Source organism: Hymenobacter jejuensis (genome assembly GCF_006337165.1).
Taxonomy (GTDB): domain Bacteria; phylum Bacteroidota; class Bacteroidia; order Cytophagales; family Hymenobacteraceae; genus Hymenobacter; species Hymenobacter jejuensis.
Genome location: NZ_CP040896.1, coordinates 3,164,564 through 3,180,966, shown reverse-complemented (window position 1 = coordinate 3,180,966; position 16,403 = coordinate 3,164,564). Strand labels below are relative to the sequence as shown.

The following is a 16,403-nucleotide window of genomic DNA, read 5'->3' as shown; positions in this document are numbered from 1 at the left end:
CCGCATCCTGGTCGTGATGTAAGGAAGTTTTGCGTGTAGTAGTGCGATCGAACTGAATCATAACTCAATTTACGGCTTTTAGCTTGCTATAAGTAACCCATCCGCCAGTTGTCGGTCGTTGCTCAGCCGCGGCACTTTGTTCTGCCCACCTAACTTTCCTTGGCTTTTCATATAGCGTTGAAAAGCACCGGGTTGCAAGGCCGTCAGTCGGAGCGGTGCCAGGATGTTGCCTCTGAGCAAGTCGTCGTAATACACGTTGCGGCGGCGCAAGCCGGCGTCTAAGGCCGCGGCGAAGGCGGCGGCATCTTGCGGCGGACGGGCAAATTCCACCAACCACTCGTGCTGCGAAGGCTCGGACGCATCGTTGCTGATACGCGGCGCAACGGTAAACTCAACTACCTCTACTTCAGGGTATTGTGTCATCGCCTCGCGCAAGGTCTGCTCTACTTCCTCGCCGATGACGTGCTCTCCAAACGCCGACAGGAAGTGCTTTACGCGACCCGATACCACAATGCGATACGGATCTTTGCTCACGAAGCGCACTGTGTCGCCGATGCTGTAGCCCCAAAGACCTGCGTTGTTGTTGATAATGAGCGCGTATTGCTTGTCCAGCTCCACATCAGCCAGAGACAGACGCGGCGGATTAAGCTCAAAAAACTGCTCAATTGGGATGAATTCGTAATAAATCCCCGCATCCAGCAGCAGCAGCAAACCGGGATTCCCGGGCTGATCCTGAAAAGCAAAAAAGCCTTCCGAAGCCGGAAACAACTCAATGCTATCGACGGGGCGGCCGATGCTTTCGAATAGCTTGGCACGATACGGCTCGAAGTTGACGCCGCCATATACGAACAGGTTGAAGTCGGGAAAGACGTCTTTCACCAGCTTGCCTGTACGCTCGCGAATGCGGTCGAAATACATCTGCACCCACGGCGGAATCCCCGATATCAGGGTCATTCTTTCGGTAAGTGTCTCATCTACAATGCATTCCAGCTTGGCCTCCCAATCCTCGATGCAATTAGTAGCATAGCTCGGCATTTGATTACGGCGCAGATAGGTGGGCACGTGGTGGTTGGCGATGCCAGAAAGGCGCCCAGTGGGCACGCCGTTCACCTTTTCAAGTTCCGGGCTGCCGGACAGGAAAATCAGCTTGCCATCCAGAAACTGACTTTTGCCAGTTTCGTGCACATAGTGAAGCAGCGCATCGCGGGCACCGTTGATGTGGTTGGGGATGCTGGCGCTCGTGATGGGAATGTATTTGGCGCCGGAGGTTGTACCCGAAGTTTTGGCCAGATACAGCGGCCGGCCGGGCCACAGCACGTCGGCTTCACCGGCTTTCACCCGGTTGAAGTACGGAACCAAGGCTTCGTAATCACGAATGGGCACCTGCCGCACCAAATCGGCGTGGGACGCAATGGACGGAAAATCATGGTCGCGCCCAAAGGCCGTGCGATCGGCCTCGGACGTGATGCTGGTCAGCACCCGCTGCTGGGTAGCTACGGGCTGCCGCATCCACTGTTGGTAGCGATGGTGCACAAAGGCGGCCAGCGGACGGCTCAAGGCAGATTTGAGGCCCATAAACGGAAAAAGAAAAAACCAGAAGAGGCAAATGTAGCACAACGGTAGCCGGCCTTATTGGGGAGCCGCCTTCCGTCGTTGCAACCTTACGTAAGTACGAACGGTATTGCCTTAGGTACTTGTCTATTCTTTCGCTTCAAATTTCTCAATTATGATCAATCAACGCGGTAACGCTGTTTGGAACGGCGACATCAAAGGCAGTGGCACGATCAGCACCCAAAGCGGGACGGTCAGCGCACCTTACTCGGTAGGGGCGCGGTTTGAAGGACAAAAGGGCACCAACCCCGAAGAACTTATTGGGGCGGCACACGCCGGTTGCTACACCATGTTCCTGACCGGCCAGCTTACCAAGGCGGGCAAACAAGTAAAGCAGATCCGCACCGAATCGAAGGTCAGTCTCGACACTTCCGGCGACGTGCCGAAGGTTGTCAAAATCAGCCTGACCACCGAAGGCGAAGTGGACGGCCTCTCAGCAGAAGAGTTCAGGCAGTTTGCCGAAGATGCCAAAGCGCATTGTCCTATCTCACAGCTACTTAGCGCTGTACCCGAAATGGAGCTGGCGTCTGCCACGCTGAAGCAGACGCAATCTGTGTAACGGGGTCGGCCCGTTGCTGACTTTGTAACCCGGATACTCGACTCCAAGACTTAGAACCGGCAAAGCACGCTGCCTTGCCGGTTTTTCGTTTACTTTGTCGTTTATCCGGCCGTTATTTGCTTCTATGCCCCCCACCTCTACCCGCATTCGCCTCCAGCCCGCCAATACTTCGCGCATTCCCTTTTGGGGGCAGCTCATCATCGGAGGCCTTTGGATTGCCTACACCGTGTTTTCGCTGTGGGCCCACGACGATGCCGACGACAGCATGCGGCAGTCGTTTTACTTTCTCAACTACGCGTTCCTCATTTTCAGCTTCGTGTACGTGGGATACGTGTTGGTGCACAACGCGCCTATTTTCGGCACCCAAAGCTACCTCGAGTTTACGCCAGGCTACATCGTACACAAAAATGGCTTGTTTCGGGCCAAGCAAGTATTCGCGGCCGAAGACATGGAATCGCTGGACATGGTGGCCCAACAACTGCGCGTGCGCCTCAAAGATGGCAACGTGTACGCGCTCAGCCTGCGCCAGGTGAAAGGCACCAAACGCAAAGCCCGCCTGCGCGACCAGATTCATTCTTTCGCTACTACCTACAATATTCCGCTGCGCGATTCTCTGCCCAAGAAATAGGGTGTACCTAATCAAGCGATTACGAAAAAGGCCTGCTGTTCAGCAGGCCTTTTTCGTAATCGCTTGATTGTCAAATATTTACAAACTACTTACCGGCAAATTTCTTGCGCAGCTCCTGAATGGTCTGCTTGAAGTTTTTGTCGCTGTCGATCAGGTCCGAAACCGTCTGGACGGAATGAATAACCGTGCTGTGGTCGCGGCCGCCGAAGTTGTGCCCAATGCTTTTGAGCGAATGGCTGGTGTGCTCTTTGGCAAAATACATAGCCACCTGCCGCGCCGTTACTACTTCCTTCTTGCGAGTCTTGGCTTTTAGCAGATCTACTGAAATGCTAAAATACTCTGCCACAGTTTTTTGAATGAAATCGAGGTTTACTTCCGCCTCTACTTCTTCAATGATGTGGCGCAGTGCCTGTTTGGCCATTTCCAGGTCGATCTCGCGCCGGTTGAGGCTCGATTGGGCAACCAGAGAAATGAGCACGCCTTCCAGCTCGCGCACGTTGGTATTGACGGAATGCGCTAGATACTCTACCACTTGCGGCGGAATATCAATGCCATCCTGCTCCATTTTGTTCTGGATGATGGCCATACGCGTCTCAAAATCAGGGCTTTGCAAATCGGCCGTCAAACCCCATTTAAAGCGCGACAGCAGGCGATCTTCCAAGCCGTTGAGGTCGCGGGGAGGCCGGTCCGACGTCATCACGATTTGCCGACCGGCTTGGTGCAAGTGGTTGAAGATGTGGAAGAACATCTCCTGCGTCTTGTCCTTGCCCGACAGAAACTGCACGTCGTCCAGAATCAGGATATCCACCAACAAGTAAAAGTTGGCAAAATCCTGCACGCCGTTGTTGCGCAGGCTCTCAATGAACTGATTCGTAAACTTTTCCGCCGACACATAGAGCACAAACTTATCGGGCGTGGTGGCCTTGATGTGGTTGCCGATGGCCTGCACCAAATGCGTTTTGCCTAGCCCGACGCCGCCGTAAATCATCAGCGGGTTGAAGCTCGTCGTGCCCGGCTTGTTGGCCACCGCCAAGCCCGCCGAGCGCGCCAAACGATTGCAGTCGCCTTCAATGTAGTTTTCGAAGGAATACGTATTGTTGAGCTGCGAATTAAGGTAATTCCGGTCGATAGACTTGACCGCCTCAAAAGGATTCCGCAGCGTGGTGTTGTCTTTGGCAGGAGCGGCGGCAGCGGCGGCCACGTTACGGGCCGAAGCCGTCATGGCGCCGGCCGCAACGGCAGCGGCCTGGCTGGCCACCGGCGAAGGCGCCGCAGTCTTGCGCGAAGTCGGAATGTTGACTGTGCGGGGCTTGTTCTGGCTATTGCCTTGGTCTACAACAATCGAGTACTCCAGCCGACCTTCCGGGCCCAGCTCCTGGTAGATGCCCTTCTTGAGTACGTCCACATAGTGCTCTTCCAGCCATTCATAAAAAAATTGGCTGGGCACCTGAATGATTAAAACGTTATTGTGGAGCTGTACGGGCACAATTGGCTCGAACCACGTACGGTAGCTCTGCTCACCAATATTTGCCTTGATGACGCGAAGACAGTTGGCCCATACGGTTCGGCAATCCTTCAGCATCAATCAATTAGGTGCAAAAGCAACAGGTGCTTGGGGCGGGAAAAAGGGTTCGGGCACGGACGTTTAGGCGCCCGTTTTTTCAGGAGGGAGACAAAAATGTGGAAAAGTCAGGAGAGAAAAAAACCCCCTATTGCTTGCTTTTGTCAGGCGGCGCGCACGGGCATGACTGCTGAGCTTGCTACAGTCGGTTGCCGGGTGCCATGGGCAAAAGAATAATCCAAACGGCCCAGGTTAATTCCCGACCAGCCCACTTGGTTGATGAGCGTGCGATGCGCATTGGGGCCGACTATGGGCTCGGGCGCATCCATAAAAGTATGGGTGTGACCACCCAAAATCAGGTCGATGCCGCTTACCTGTGCCGCCAGTTTGCGGTCGTCGATCTTGGCGCTTTCGTACTTGTAGCCGAGGTGCGAAAGGCAAATAACCATGTCACAGCGCTCTGGGCCGCGAAGCTTGGCTACCATGTCCGTGGCCGTGGCCACAGGATCAAGGTATTTGGTAGCGCCAAAGTTGCGGTCGGATACCAGGCCTGCCATCTCAATGCCGAGGCCGAACACACCGATGCGATGCCCGGCTTTCTCAAATACTTTGTAGGGCTGAAAACGGCCGGCCAAAATAGTTTGAGAAAAATCGTAGTTGGCGATCAAAAAGGGAAAGCCGGCGTTGGGCAGCTGCTTCTGCAAGCCCTCCAAACCATTATCGAAATCGTGGTTGCCGAGGGTACTGGCGTCGTAGCCCATCTGGGTCATGAGTTTGTACTCCAGCTCGCCGCCGAAAAAGTTGAAATACGGCGTGCCCTGAAAAATATCGCCCGAATCGAGCAGTAGCACGTTTGGCTCCTGCTGCCGGATCTGCTCAATCAGCGCGGCACGTCGGGCCATGCCACCCAAGCCCGCCCACTGCCCGCTACCCTCCGGGAAGGGTTCGATGCGCGAGTGCATGTCGTTGGTGTGCAGGATGGTAAGCCGGGCGCCCTTGGAATCGCGGGCCATTGCGGGCAGGCTCACCCCGAGCAGGCTTACACTGGCGGCACCAAGAGCAGTATTTTTAAGGAAGTCGCGACGGTTCATGTTGTTGAAATGGTGGCGGTTAGCCAATGTTTCGTATTCAGTAGATTAGTTTATAAGTTATTAACAATCAATTATTTATAAAATATTATCCTTTCTTTCCAAACCTGATTACATAACTTTCACGCGGCCCTCCACTTTGGCTTCGATCGGCTTGCCTTGCTTGGTCAGGCTGCGGATGTGGTCAGCGATGGCATTGCGCAACAATACGCCAGTGCTACGGGGCTTTATCGCCTTGAAGAACACCATGTTATCGCCGCCACCGGCCAAGTAATCGGAGATGGCGACGGTGTACGTACGGGCCGGCTCGAAGGGCTTGCCACCCACGCGAACGTTGACCGGCTTGCCATCCGGGCCTACGCTATAGGTAACGTTGGAAAGCGCCATTTTGAGATGCGCCGCGTAGTCAAAAAGCTGCTGCATAACCGGGCCGGGCGTATCAAGGACTACCAACTCATTTTCGAACGGCATCAACTCAAATACTGAGCCCAACGTGATGTTGCCGGCGGGCAAGGCCGCGCGCAGGCCGCCGTTGGTCATCACGCCAACGTCAACAGGCTGGCCCAGCGCTTTGGAAGCCCGTTCGCGCTGAATGTCCGCCACAAAGTTGGCCAAGGGTGATTCGCCGTTGTTTTTGGTGATGGCCACGGGTGCCGTCCCGATTACTTCGGTCATCTGCTGGGTTACGCGCTGCTTATAGGGCTCGATGACGGCGGCCACTTTGGGGTCCTCGGCGTAGGATTTGCCGACGGGCTGGGCCGTAACCGGAGCCAGCTCAGGCTTAGCTACATAGCTACCCCGCTGACAGGCTGGGGTGAGCGCTACAGCAGCCAATAAGCTCAGAGCTGCGACGCGGGTACGAAAGAATTGCATTGAAAAACGGGCTGGGTAGTTGGCAAAGGTAAGCCCAGCTCAGATTATTTGGTTCAGAACTGGTGCGTTGGATGCAAAAGTCGGCGCGGAATTGCTGCCTGCGTTTCGAATCAGCAAGCCCGTTTCGGCTGTCTAAGGCCAATCTGGTATCTTTAGGGCAGTCTGTTCTTCGATTTGCTAGGTTTCCACCCCCTATCGCTATGGCTGATACGCCGCCCACCGTGCCCGTTTCTTTTTCTGAGTTCGAACCCGTGACGACCGCGGCCTGGCAGGAGCGCATCCGCCGCGACCTGAAAGGCGCTGATCCGGCGGAGTTGGAATGGCGACTGCCGGATGGCCTCATCGTGCAGCCTTTCTACCACCGCGAAGCCCTGGAAGCCCTAGGCACCTCGCCGCTGCCCCAAATACGCACTGGGGCTGCCGGCAATGCGTGGCTGAACGTGCCCACGCATTTCGTAGGGGCATCCGATACGGGACGTGCATTCATAGATCGGGCAGCGGAAGCAATCGCGAACGGTGCCGACGGCGCCCATTTCGAGCTGACGGACGCCACGGCCTTCGACCTAACATACCTGCACGAGCGCCTGCCACTGGACACTGCTTACGTAGGCTATACCATCCGTACGGCACCGGGGGCTTTTGTGAAACGCCTGCTGGCTACCGGTGCCACGGTGTTGCGCGGCTTTTTGCGCTGCGACCCCGTCACCAACCATGCGCCCGACCTGCACCATCAGCTGGCGGAGCTGCGGGAAGCCATTTCCCTCACCCACGACATGCCCGAGTTTCGCAGCCTGGCGCTAAACGGCGCGTTTTTCGGCAACCGGGGCGGCACGGCTACGCAGCAGATAGCCTTTGCATTGGCGGCGGCTTCGGCTTACCTAAGCAGCCTACCGACCGGCGCGCTCTCCGTGGCTGAGGTAGCAGCGGCCATGCAAGTAAATGTAGCCGTCAACCCCAGCTATTTTCTGGAAATCGCGAAGCTGCGGGCCTTTCGAAAGCTCTGGGCCACACTACTTTGCGCCTACGGGCTGCCCGTGGAAGCCGCTGGCCAGCTGCGCATCTTTGCCAGTTCCGCTACTTGGTCCCAGACGACACTCGACCCGTACACCAACCTGCTGCGCGTCACGACCGAAACCATGGCTGCCGTGCTGGGCGGCGCCGATGCCGTAAGCGTGGCGCCTTTCGACAAGCTGTTTCACGAGCCCAATGATTTCTCCGACCGTTTGGCCCGTAACCTGTCGGTCATTCTGCGCGAAGAATCGCACCTTGATCTGGTTACCGATCCGGCGGCGGGCTCTTATTATTTAGAAACCCTTACCGATCAGTTGGCGCAGGAAGCGTGGGCTTTGTTCCAACGCATCGAAGCGCAAGGCGGAATGCCGAGCGCGCTGGGCCTGATGATGCAAGAGCTGCTGGTGGTCGCGCAGCAGCAGTTTAAAGATATTGCCACCGGCGAAAAGGTAGTGGTCGGGACCAACCGCTTTCAGGACCCCAACGAAACCTTCGATTACAACCCCAAAAAGCTGTTGCGCAGCCGCGAGTTCGACGCCACCCGGGCCGCGTACCCTACCGAAGTCTTACGCTTGGCAACAGCCCTGCATTTTCAGCGCCGCGAAAAAAAGCATAAGCGGGCGGCAGTCGTGCTGCTGGGCCCGCACACCAACCAGATGATTCTGGAGTCGTTTCTGCGGCTGTTGCCAGCCGAGGAACGGGCCGCGCTGGACGCTCGCACGCCAGATGGCAAGCTGTCAGTGTTGTTTTCCTCACCCGAAGCTGCGACGCTGATGTACGCGACGCCCGATCAGTTTGGCCTGTTTGCCCGCGTCGTGTGCCACGTCTCGAAGGAAGACCACGATTTTATTCCGCCGCACCTGCTTACCGCCGACATGGCCACCATGCAGGAAGCCATCGCCCTGTTTGGGTTTGAAGAATTTACGGTGCAAGGCTACAGCACCGAAGACGTGCTCGCCCGTTTGCAGGGCCGCTAAACGGTCTTCAAAAATTATTCACTGCTAATAATCACCAAAGAAATTATCATAAGTAGTTGATTATCAATAATTTATAAATAACAATAAAGCTCACAATCCACCGCCATGAAGCCCGACTTTTCCCGCATTGCCTATAACGCCTCGCCCCTGCCCCCGGCCCCTGCCGAAGCCACCGAAGCCGCTACTGCTGAGCAGATTCCGCTAAAAAGCTACTACACGGCCGCCGATGTGGCCGGCCTCGACCACTTGGGTTTTGGGGCGGGCGTGGCGCCGTATCTGCGCGGGCCCTATGCCACGATGTACGTGCAGAACCCCTGGACAATTCGGCAATACGCGGGCTTTTCAACGGCGGAAGAGTCGAATGCCTTCTATCGGCGCAACCTCGCGGGCGGGCAAAAAGGCTTGTCGGTGGCGTTTGACTTGGCCACGCACCGCGGTTACGACTCCGACCACCCGCGCGTGGTGGGCGACGTGGGCAAGGCCGGCGTAGCCATTGATACCGTGGAGGATATGAAAATCCTCTTCGACCAGATTCCGCTGGATCAGATGTCGGTATCGATGACCATGAACGGGGCGGTGCTGCCCATTATGGCCTTTTATATTGTGGCGGCCGAAGAGCAGGGCGTAACGCCGGAAAAGCTGGCGGGCACCATTCAGAACGACATCCTGAAAGAGTTCATGGTGCGCAACACCTACATCTACCCGCCTGAGCCGAGCATGCGCATCATCGCCGATATTTTTGCTTACACGGCCAAGCACATGCCGCGCTTCAACTCCATCAGCATCAGCGGCTACCACATGCAGGAAGCCGGCGCTACCGCCGATCTGGAGCTGGCTTACACCTTGGCCGATGGCCTCGAATACGTACGCGCTGGCTTAGCCGTGGGCATGGATGTCGATCAGTTTGCGCCGCGCCTCTCCTTCTTCTGGGCCATTGGCATGAACCACTTCATGGAGATTGCCAAAATGCGCGCCGGACGCCTGTTGTGGGCCAAGCTCATGAAGCAGTTTAACCCCCAGAAGCCCAAGTCGTTGGCGCTGCGCACCCATTGCCAGACGTCGGGTTACTCGCTCACCGAGCAGGACCCCTTCAACAACGTGGCCCGCACCTGCATCGAGGCGCTGGCAGCGGCGCTGGGCGGCACCCAGAGCCTGCATACCAACGCGCTGGATGAAGCCATGGCCCTGCCCACCGACTTCTCGGCGCGCATCGCCCGCAACACTCAGCTCTACCTTCAGCATGAAACCGATATCACGCGCGTCGTCGATCCGTGGGGTGGCTCGTACTACGTCGAAAGCCTCACCCACCAGCTCGCCGACAAGGCATGGGCACTGATTCAGGAGGTGGAAGCGCTCGGCGGCATGGCCAAAGCCATCGAAACCGGATTGCCCAAAATGCGCATCGAGGAAGCCGCGGCCCGCAAGCAGGCGCGCATCGACTCGGGCAAGGAAATCATTGTGGGTGTAAACAAATACCGCCCCAGCGAGGAGCAGAAAATCGATGTACTCAGCATCGACAACGCCGCCGTGCGCGAATCGCAGATTGCGCGCCTCAACCAAATCAAGGCGGAGCGCAACTCCGAAGCCGTGCAGCAAGCCCTCGACGCCCTGACCGAAGCCGCCCGCTCCGGCAACAGCAATCTACTGGAACTAGCCGTGCAAGCTGCCCGCGTGCGTGCCACGCTGGGGGAAATTTCCGACGCGCTGGAGAAAGTATACACCCGTCACCAAGCCACAATTCGCGCCATTTCGGGCGTATATTCCTCGGAGATGAACTACGACGAAGAGTTTGCCCGCACCAAGCAGATGACCGACGACTTCGCCGCCCGCGAAGGTCGGCGCCCGCGCATCATGGTGGCCAAAATGGGCCAAGACGGCCACGACCGCGGCTCCAAAGTCATCGCCACTTCCTTCGCCGATGTGGGCTTCGACGTAGACATTGCGCCGCTGTTTCAAACTCCCGATGAAGTAGCCCGCCAAGCCGCCGAAAACGACGTGCACGTAGTGGGCGTGAGCAGCCTCGCCGCCGGCCACAAAACCTTGATTCCGCAGCTGATTGAGGAGTTAAAGAAACTGGATCGTGCTGATATTCTGGTGATTGCAGGCGGCGTTATTCCGGCCCAGGATTATCAGTTTTTGTATGATGCGGGCGTGGCCGGCGTGTACGGGCCAGGGACTGTGATTGCTGTAGCCGCGCAGGAGATACTCAAGAAGCTGACGGAGCAACAAGAAGCCTAATAATGCGCATCGACGAAATAGACCAAGAAGACGCGGATATCGACTGGTTCGCTACGGACAGCAACGGCTGTATTCTACACGTTGCCTCTGGCGGCGGGATATTGCCCGAATCAGTTGCCACTTCGCAGGAAGCACTGCTGGAGCTTCATCAGTATTTCCTGACGCTGCCAGAAGCCGATTCGCCGGTGGTAACAGAAGCGGAAGCCAGAGCCGACGAAGGCAGCTACCAAGGATTTGCACGCTACGCCCGCCGCGGTCTGTTTTCCTTTACCAAAACCCGCCTCCACGACCGGGCTGATACGCGGTACTACCTAGTGGCCCGTCCCCAGCGCCCGCTTACCGTGGCGGAGCTGCCCAAGGACATTGCCACCCTGCTGCGCCGAACCCAGCTACCGAGTTCCGTCGCCCAGCAAAACGCTTTCGACGCAGCTACCATTTTATAAATACCTCAAACCGGCCCGCTCTTCCAGCGGGCCGGTTTCGTTTAAGCGGTACATGAGCGCCTGCCCTTATTTAAAATTGCTAAAGGCTAACCATGATCACATCATAGTTGGACATTTTTATATTATATAATTATATCAATTTTTATTATGACTTTAATTATTAAAATTGTAAATCAAATCCGCGGACCTTATAGCTGAGGTTCATGGAGCCGCTTTAGGCGGGATGGAGACTGACTGTTGGTAAATAGCGCATCGGCAGCAACGTGTGGCGGAGGAGTGTGTAGAAGCTATGTCGGATGATGCCGACGCAAAAACAGAGTAGCGTATCTGTCTTGTAGTACCGCTCAGCGCCTTGATACAGGCCCTTTTCTCAATTTCTATACCCTGAGCTTTTTGTTATGAAACACTTCTTCTCGGTTCTTTTTTGGTTGGTCTCACTTACGGCCAGCGCTCAATCGGCGTGGACGTTTGCCTACCCCATTAGCGACCTAAACGGCGCAATGGACGTGGCAACGGATGCCGATAACAACTTCTACGTTACCGGTCGCTTCACGGGCTCTATGTCCTTGGGTGGCACGCAGTTGACTAGTTCGGGCCTGTGCGTGTACATTGCCAAGTGCAAACCCAACGGCCAAGTAGCCAAGGTCATTCAACTGGCAGCTTCCGGCGATGCGTTACCCACCAGCATTGCCGTCGACAAAGCAGGCAACAGCTATCTCACGGGCAGCTTTTCGGGCACCCTGAGCTACGCCACCGGCCCGAAGTCCGGGTCGGTAACGTCGGTGTCTGGCAGCGATATTTTTGTTCTGAAGTGCGGCGCCAACGGCGTGGCGCGCTGGATCAAGCAGGCCGGCAACCAAGGAGGCAGCCCCAGCGGCTCCAGCTCCGGCTGGGGCGTATCGGTTGACCTGGCCGGCAACAGCTACGTAACCGGCTCAGTATCTGGCGAAAACATTGCTTTCGAATCGCTCACCTTTCCCCAGCACTTCGGCCGGCAGGCCTTTGTGGCCAGCTATTCCCCACAGGGGGCGTTGCGGTGGGCGCGGGTGTGGTCAAGTCAGAGCGACAATGGCGTATGCCAGGGCGGCGGCGTGGCCGTAGACAATGCGGGCAGCTGCTACGTAAGTGGCAACTTCACCGCGGGCTGGACGCTCGATGGCACCACGGTGACCAGCGAGGGTGGCAGCGTTTTCTTGGCCAAATTTAACGCTCGGCAAGGGCGACTGGTATGGGCCAAAGGGCAGCTGCCGTACGGCGACGGCCGCAGCATCGCCACCGACCGAAAAGGTAACATATACATTGCCAGCAACTTCTCCGGCACCACCACCATCGGTACCACTACGCTCACCAGCGCTGGCAACACCGACGGGTTTGTGGCTCGCTTCAACCCGCAGGGAAACGTAAAATGGGCTACTGCACTGGGCGGCCCCGAAAGCGACTACATCAGCGACATTGCCGTCGATCAGCAGTCGGGGAAGGTGTTTGCGACGGGCATGATGAACTTTACCTATAACTCTACTAATCAATCGTTTCTGGCGCAGCTCAATCCCGATGGACAGAAGGAGTTTGCCGAGCTCGTCAGTGGGCCGGGCACCAGTTCGGCGGGCAAGCTGGCCATCGATTCCAAGCACAACCTCTACACGACCGGCGCCTTCACGGGAAGCTGCGGATTTGGTCCGGTTTCGCTGAAAAGCGTGCACACGCAAGGCTACATCGGGCGCTACAGCATCAAATCCGTGTCGCAGGTCAGCACGCCGCCTTCGGTTACGGTCAGCATTTTCCCCAATCCCGTGCAGAGCCGGTTTACGCTCCAGCTCGCCAGCAGCGAAAAGGTGGAGGCCCTGCAAGCCACGTTGTACTCGTATCAGGGCCGTGCAGTGGCGTCGCATGCGCTCCAGCCCCTGTCCAATCTGGCCGAAATCAATTTCGACACGACCAAGATTCCGGATGGCCTGTACGTGCTTCAGCTCGAATATAAACAAGGCATCAGCTTCCGCATGGTCACGGTGCATCACTAACAAAGGCGTCGAAAATCATCTCCCGCAAGCCAAGCTAACGCCTTGATAGGCAAGCGAAAAAAGAGTAGGTTTAGCCAGACCCACATCTTTTACTTCCACCCTCTTAACCGCCAGCCTGCCCATGGAAATCATCGACACCCTGCTTGACGAAATCCGTCACGCCAACGACCAGTTCGAAAACTCTTTCGACCGCGGCGACGTGGTCGCCATTGCCAGCCTCTACACCAAAGAAGGCTCGCTGCTGCCCCCCGGCAGCGGCCCGATTACGGGTAGCGAGGCCATTGCGTCCTTCTGGAAGGGCGGTATGGACATGGGCATCAAGCAGGTGCGGTTGCACTCGATGGAGGTAGAAAGTTTCGGCGATACGGCCATTGAGCTGGGCCAATACCGCCTCAACGGCGCCGAAGGCCAACAAATGGACTACGGCAAGTACATCGTGATGTGGAAGAAGGAAGGCAACGACTGGAAAATTCAGCGCGACATCTGGAACACCAGCGGCGAATAACGCCCGGCATTTCTGCATCAAGCACATAGAAAAAGCCCCGACCATCCAGCCGGGGCTTTTTCTATGTGCTTTACAGTCAATTACTTACTAATTTGCTCGAATATCTGCAAAGCTTCTTCGTTGCCTTGCTGAATGGCCAAGTCGTGGGCCGTAAGGCCGCGCACGTCGCGGATGGTGGTATCGGCGCCAGCATCGAGCATGACTTTTACCAAGTTGTTGCGCCCAAACAGGGTGGCAAACATGAGGGCCGTGCCGCCGTTGCCGTTTTGCAAATTCAGGTCTGCGCCACGCTCGATCAGCAACTGCGCGATTTCGGGATAACCCTTAAAGCACACGCCCATGAGCGCGTTGTTGCCAGCGACGTCCTGCACGTTGGGGTCGGCGCCGGCGTCGAGCAACAGTTGCGTGGCTTCCAGGTGACCATCGTAGGCGGCCACAATCAGCGGCGTAAAGCCCTTGCTGTTCTGGATGTTGACGTTGGTGTTGTTGGCGACCAGCTGCTGCAAATACGCCACATCGCCTTTGCGAGCGGCATCAAACAACAGGTCTTCGGGTTGAGTGGAGTAAAAGGACATCGGAAAAAAGCAGTTTGGCGGACGATTTACCATCCATACGGGAATTGCGCCAGAAGAGTCGGGCGCTGAGCTACAGGCTTTTGTTGCGGTTGCAGTGCCAACCACTTGCGTCGGCACTTGTTCAACAAGCCAGTGTTGAACAATTTAAATATCTAATAATCAAATATTTACATAATAGAAGTATTTCACTCTGCGGGCGGCAAAACCGTGGCTAGCCATTCGAAAATCTGGCGGTAGGCTTCGCTACGCACCGGTTCGCGCGACAAGATCAGGTCGTGCATGCCGCCTTCGATGGCCCGCACCGTCACGCGTGGGCCCAGGCGCGGCGCCAGCTTCCGGATGTGCTGCACGTTCAGCACGCCATCGGTCCGGAAAAAATCGTCGTTGAAGGGGCGGTAGCGGCGGAGCGTGCGGTCGGAGTGCAGCACCAACACGGGCTGCGCCACGCTCAGGCCCCGCGCCACTTGCCGATGCCCCTTGCGAATGGCGCGCAACCACCCGGCATTGACCGGAAATACTTCTACCGGCTTCCACGCCAGGTTGTAGTCCCACTCGCCGCGAAACTGCCGGTGCAGGCTTTCGCCGTAGCCGCGCCCCAACGAGGCCCGCGGCGTCAGATTAGGGAATACTGCGCCCACCCGCGTAAGCAACGGCAGGGCAACCCGGCGGACGAGCCACGGCAGGTTCATTTCGAAAAACGGACTATTAAGCACCAGCGCCGCCAATGCCGTGCGGTGCGCCCCGGCATCGGCATAGAGCGCGGCAATCAGGCCCCCGGTTGAGTGCGCATTGAGCACAACGGTCTGGTTGCCTTCCGCCCGAACCAGGTCGAGGGCAGCGTCCAGATCGGGAAAATATTCGCGCAGGTCGCGGACGTTGTTTGGGCGCTGGTGCGGCAGCAGCGAGCGGCCGTATTTGCGCAGATCCAGGGCATAGAATTGAAATCCGTGGGCCAGCCACTGCTCGGCCAGCTCCCGCTGAAAAAAATAATCGGTAAAGCCGTGCAAATACAGCACCGCCCGGTTGGCAGCGGCTCGCGGGTTTCGTCTCCGAACAACCGTGCAGCGCACAGGCCCTTCATAATCATTGGGTTGCGCAATGGAGTGTTGTTCAAACCCTTCGCCCAATATATCGGGCACGTATGTTGGAGGAGCGAATGACATAGTCCAAGTCAATATATTATTTCGTGATTTATTATAACTTATTTGCCATATCTTTCAATCAGCAAAAGACAACTACGTGTGTATAGCCCAGAGGGCGCTTCAGCATTCGATACTCTTCATGTGGCCTTCATACTCCAACTCAGATCTTAGCGCGTTTTCTAAATCCCTAGGCAACGCTCCTAAGCGCCTTCTCAGCCAGTTCATGCCTTTATCATTACGTAGTATTATTGCGCGTGCCTATCGATCAAGTGAGCGCCTGATCCGCGAAAACCTCCGAATTTATGAGTCGGAAGACAAATTAATTGCGGATTCGCAGCGCTACTGGAACAGCACCGACCGCGACTACGTGGCGGGCAACGCGCATTGGCGGGGCAACGGGGTGTTTGCCGGCGACGACGCGCGCTGGCTGGCCATGGGCCGCCACAACCTGGCCCAGTTCGCCCGCCTGGCCGGCCCGGCCTACCTGCGCACGCCCCGCCGCATCGTCGACTGGGGCTGCGGCGGCGGGGCCAACGCCGTGCACTTCGCCCCCGGCGCGGCCCGCTACTACGGCGTGGACATCACCGCCGCCAGCCTGCGCGAGTGCCACCGCCAGCTCCAGGCCTTGGCCTGCGAGGCCTTCGTCCCCGTCCAGTTTGAGGCCGACCAGCCCGAACGCACACTCGCCTTGATTACTGAGCCCTGCGACCTCTTCTTTTCTACCTATGTATTTGAGCTGTTTCCAAGCAAGGACTATGGGAAACGCATTCTGGATATCGCTTACAAACTGCTCGATACTAACGGGTTAGCTTTTATCCAGATCAAGTACAAAGATCAGAGCAGCAAGAGCAAAGCGCACCGGTGGGGCTACGCGCAGAACCTGCCGCACATGACCACCTACCGCATCGAGGAGTTCTGGCAGAACGCCGAGCAGTGCGGCTTCACCCCGCAGCTCGTCACCCTGGAGCGCCAGCAGGCAGTCGAGCTCGGCGAACGCTACGCGTACTTCCTGCTCAAAAAAGACTGAGTCCGTAGTACGTAGCCCACCTGTACTTTACAATGCATTGATAGTCAAGCCATTGCAAAGTACAGGTGGGCTCTGCGCGTTGTAAGGATAACTGCATTTCGTTGGTTGGGCTGGCGAAATGCACGGTAAAAAAGAAGCAGGGTAAAA

The 16,403-nt window shown here is 56.9% G+C and carries 14 protein-coding genes; 8 read left to right on the top strand and 6 right to left on the bottom strand.

Annotated features, from left to right (window positions below; genetic code table 11):
* Window positions 1-78: 78 nt before the first annotated feature.
* Window positions 79-1,575, bottom strand: coding sequence for a GH3 auxin-responsive promoter family protein (locus tag FHG12_RS13270; protein WP_139516189.1), 1,497 nt, complete (start codon window positions 1,573-1,575; stop codon window positions 79-81).
* Window positions 1,576-1,726: 151 nt separating this feature from the next.
* Here FHG12_RS13270 and FHG12_RS13265 point away from each other — a divergent pair, with 151 nt between their 5' ends.
* Together FHG12_RS13265 and FHG12_RS13260 are read left to right on the top strand one after the other, a co-directional pair.
* Window positions 1,727-2,170 (top strand): OsmC family peroxiredoxin, encoded by a 444-nt coding sequence (locus FHG12_RS13265; protein ID WP_139516188.1) that lies wholly within the window; start codon window positions 1,727-1,729, stop codon window positions 2,168-2,170.
* A gap of 124 nt (window positions 2,171-2,294) precedes the next feature.
* The gene (locus FHG12_RS13260) at window positions 2,295-2,798 is read left to right on the top strand and encodes a hypothetical protein (protein ID WP_139516187.1); all 504 of its coding nucleotides are present in this window, start codon (window positions 2,295-2,297) and stop codon (window positions 2,796-2,798) included.
* 85 nt (window positions 2,799-2,883) lie between these two features.
* On the opposite strand, the gene dnaA is transcribed toward FHG12_RS13260, so the two are convergent.
* From dnaA to FHG12_RS13245, 3 genes are all read right to left on the bottom strand, one after another.
* The gene (gene dnaA, locus FHG12_RS13255; RefSeq protein WP_139516186.1) at window positions 2,884-4,380 is read right to left on the bottom strand and encodes a chromosomal replication initiator protein DnaA; all 1,497 of its coding nucleotides are present in this window, start codon (window positions 4,378-4,380) and stop codon (window positions 2,884-2,886) included.
* Between the two features lie 143 nt (window positions 4,381-4,523).
* Entirely contained in the window at window positions 4,524-5,450 is a 927-nt protein-coding gene (locus FHG12_RS13250) for a bifunctional metallophosphatase/5'-nucleotidase (RefSeq protein WP_139516185.1), read from the bottom strand.
* Window positions 5,451-5,558: 108 nt separating this feature from the next.
* Window positions 5,559-6,320: a 5'-nucleotidase C-terminal domain-containing protein gene (locus tag FHG12_RS13245; protein ID WP_139516184.1), complete on the bottom strand. Its 762-nt coding sequence runs from the start codon at window positions 6,318-6,320 to the stop codon at window positions 5,559-5,561.
* A 200-nt stretch (window positions 6,321-6,520) separates the two neighbouring features.
* On the opposite strand from FHG12_RS13245, the gene FHG12_RS13240 reads away from it, so the two are divergent.
* The 5 genes from FHG12_RS13240 (at window position 6,521) to FHG12_RS13220 (ending at window position 13,512) form a co-directional block, all read left to right on the top strand.
* Window positions 6,521-8,308, top strand: a complete 1,788-nt coding sequence (locus FHG12_RS13240) for a methylmalonyl-CoA mutase family protein (RefSeq protein WP_165699398.1) — start codon at window positions 6,521-6,523, stop codon at window positions 8,306-8,308.
* Between the two features lie 105 nt (window positions 8,309-8,413).
* Window positions 8,414-10,546, top strand: coding sequence for a methylmalonyl-CoA mutase (scpA, locus tag FHG12_RS13235; protein WP_139516182.1), 2,133 nt, complete (start codon window positions 8,414-8,416; stop codon window positions 10,544-10,546).
* Between the two features lie 2 nt (window positions 10,547-10,548).
* The gene (locus tag FHG12_RS13230; RefSeq protein WP_139516181.1) at window positions 10,549-10,989 is read left to right on the top strand and encodes a hypothetical protein; all 441 of its coding nucleotides are present in this window, start codon (window positions 10,549-10,551) and stop codon (window positions 10,987-10,989) included.
* 398 nt (window positions 10,990-11,387) lie between these two features.
* A complete protein-coding gene (locus FHG12_RS13225; protein ID WP_139516180.1) occupies window positions 11,388-13,007 on the top strand; it encodes an SBBP repeat-containing protein in 1,620 nt (539 codons plus the stop codon).
* Between the two features lie 121 nt (window positions 13,008-13,128).
* Window positions 13,129-13,512, top strand: coding sequence for a YybH family protein (locus FHG12_RS13220; RefSeq protein WP_139516179.1), 384 nt, complete (start codon window positions 13,129-13,131; stop codon window positions 13,510-13,512).
* 80 nt (window positions 13,513-13,592) lie between these two features.
* Here FHG12_RS13220 and FHG12_RS13215 read toward each other — a convergent pair whose 3' ends face one another.
* Together FHG12_RS13215 and FHG12_RS13210 are read right to left on the bottom strand one after the other, a co-directional pair.
* Window positions 13,593-14,087, bottom strand: coding sequence for an ankyrin repeat domain-containing protein (locus FHG12_RS13215; RefSeq protein ID WP_139516178.1), 495 nt, complete (start codon window positions 14,085-14,087; stop codon window positions 13,593-13,595).
* A gap of 185 nt (window positions 14,088-14,272) precedes the next feature.
* Window positions 14,273-15,250 (bottom strand): alpha/beta hydrolase, encoded by a 978-nt coding sequence (locus FHG12_RS13210; RefSeq protein WP_139516177.1) that lies wholly within the window; start codon window positions 15,248-15,250, stop codon window positions 14,273-14,275.
* 202 nt (window positions 15,251-15,452) lie between these two features.
* On the opposite strand from FHG12_RS13210, the gene FHG12_RS13205 reads away from it, so the two are divergent.
* Entirely contained in the window at window positions 15,453-16,256 is an 804-nt protein-coding gene (locus tag FHG12_RS13205) for a class I SAM-dependent methyltransferase (RefSeq protein WP_165699397.1), read from the top strand.
* Window positions 16,257-16,403 lie beyond the last annotated feature (147 nt).

Bases quoted from the DNA above. Each gene is read 5' to 3' on its own strand.
- FHG12_RS13265 (WP_139516188.1), top strand. From the start codon at position 1,727: ATGATCAATCAACGCGGTAACGCTGTTTGGAACGGCGACATCAAAGGC.
- FHG12_RS13210 (WP_139516177.1), bottom strand. From the start codon at position 15,250: ATGTCATTCGCTCCTCCAACATACGTGCCCGATATATTGGGCGAAGGG.
- FHG12_RS13225 (WP_139516180.1), top strand. From the start codon at position 11,388: ATGAAACACTTCTTCTCGGTTCTTTTTTGGTTGGTCTCACTTACGGCC.
- FHG12_RS13230 (WP_139516181.1), top strand. From the start codon at position 10,549: ATGCGCATCGACGAAATAGACCAAGAAGACGCGGATATCGACTGGTTC.
- dnaA (WP_139516186.1), bottom strand. From the start codon at position 4,380: ATGCTGAAGGATTGCCGAACCGTATGGGCCAACTGTCTTCGCGTCATC.
- FHG12_RS13220 (WP_139516179.1), top strand. From the start codon at position 13,129: ATGGAAATCATCGACACCCTGCTTGACGAAATCCGTCACGCCAACGAC.
- FHG12_RS13205 (WP_165699397.1), top strand. From the start codon at position 15,453: ATGCCTTTATCATTACGTAGTATTATTGCGCGTGCCTATCGATCAAGT.
- FHG12_RS13260 (WP_139516187.1), top strand. From the start codon at position 2,295: ATGCCCCCCACCTCTACCCGCATTCGCCTCCAGCCCGCCAATACTTCG.
- FHG12_RS13245 (WP_139516184.1), bottom strand. From the start codon at position 6,320: ATGCAATTCTTTCGTACCCGCGTCGCAGCTCTGAGCTTATTGGCTGCT.
- FHG12_RS13240 (WP_165699398.1), top strand. From the start codon at position 6,521: ATGGCTGATACGCCGCCCACCGTGCCCGTTTCTTTTTCTGAGTTCGAA.
- FHG12_RS13250 (WP_139516185.1), bottom strand. From the start codon at position 5,450: ATGAACCGTCGCGACTTCCTTAAAAATACTGCTCTTGGTGCCGCCAGT.
- FHG12_RS13215 (WP_139516178.1), bottom strand. From the start codon at position 14,087: ATGTCCTTTTACTCCACTCAACCCGAAGACCTGTTGTTTGATGCCGCT.
- FHG12_RS13270 (WP_139516189.1), bottom strand. From the start codon at position 1,575: ATGGGCCTCAAATCTGCCTTGAGCCGTCCGCTGGCCGCCTTTGTGCAC.
- scpA (WP_139516182.1), top strand. From the start codon at position 8,414: ATGAAGCCCGACTTTTCCCGCATTGCCTATAACGCCTCGCCCCTGCCC.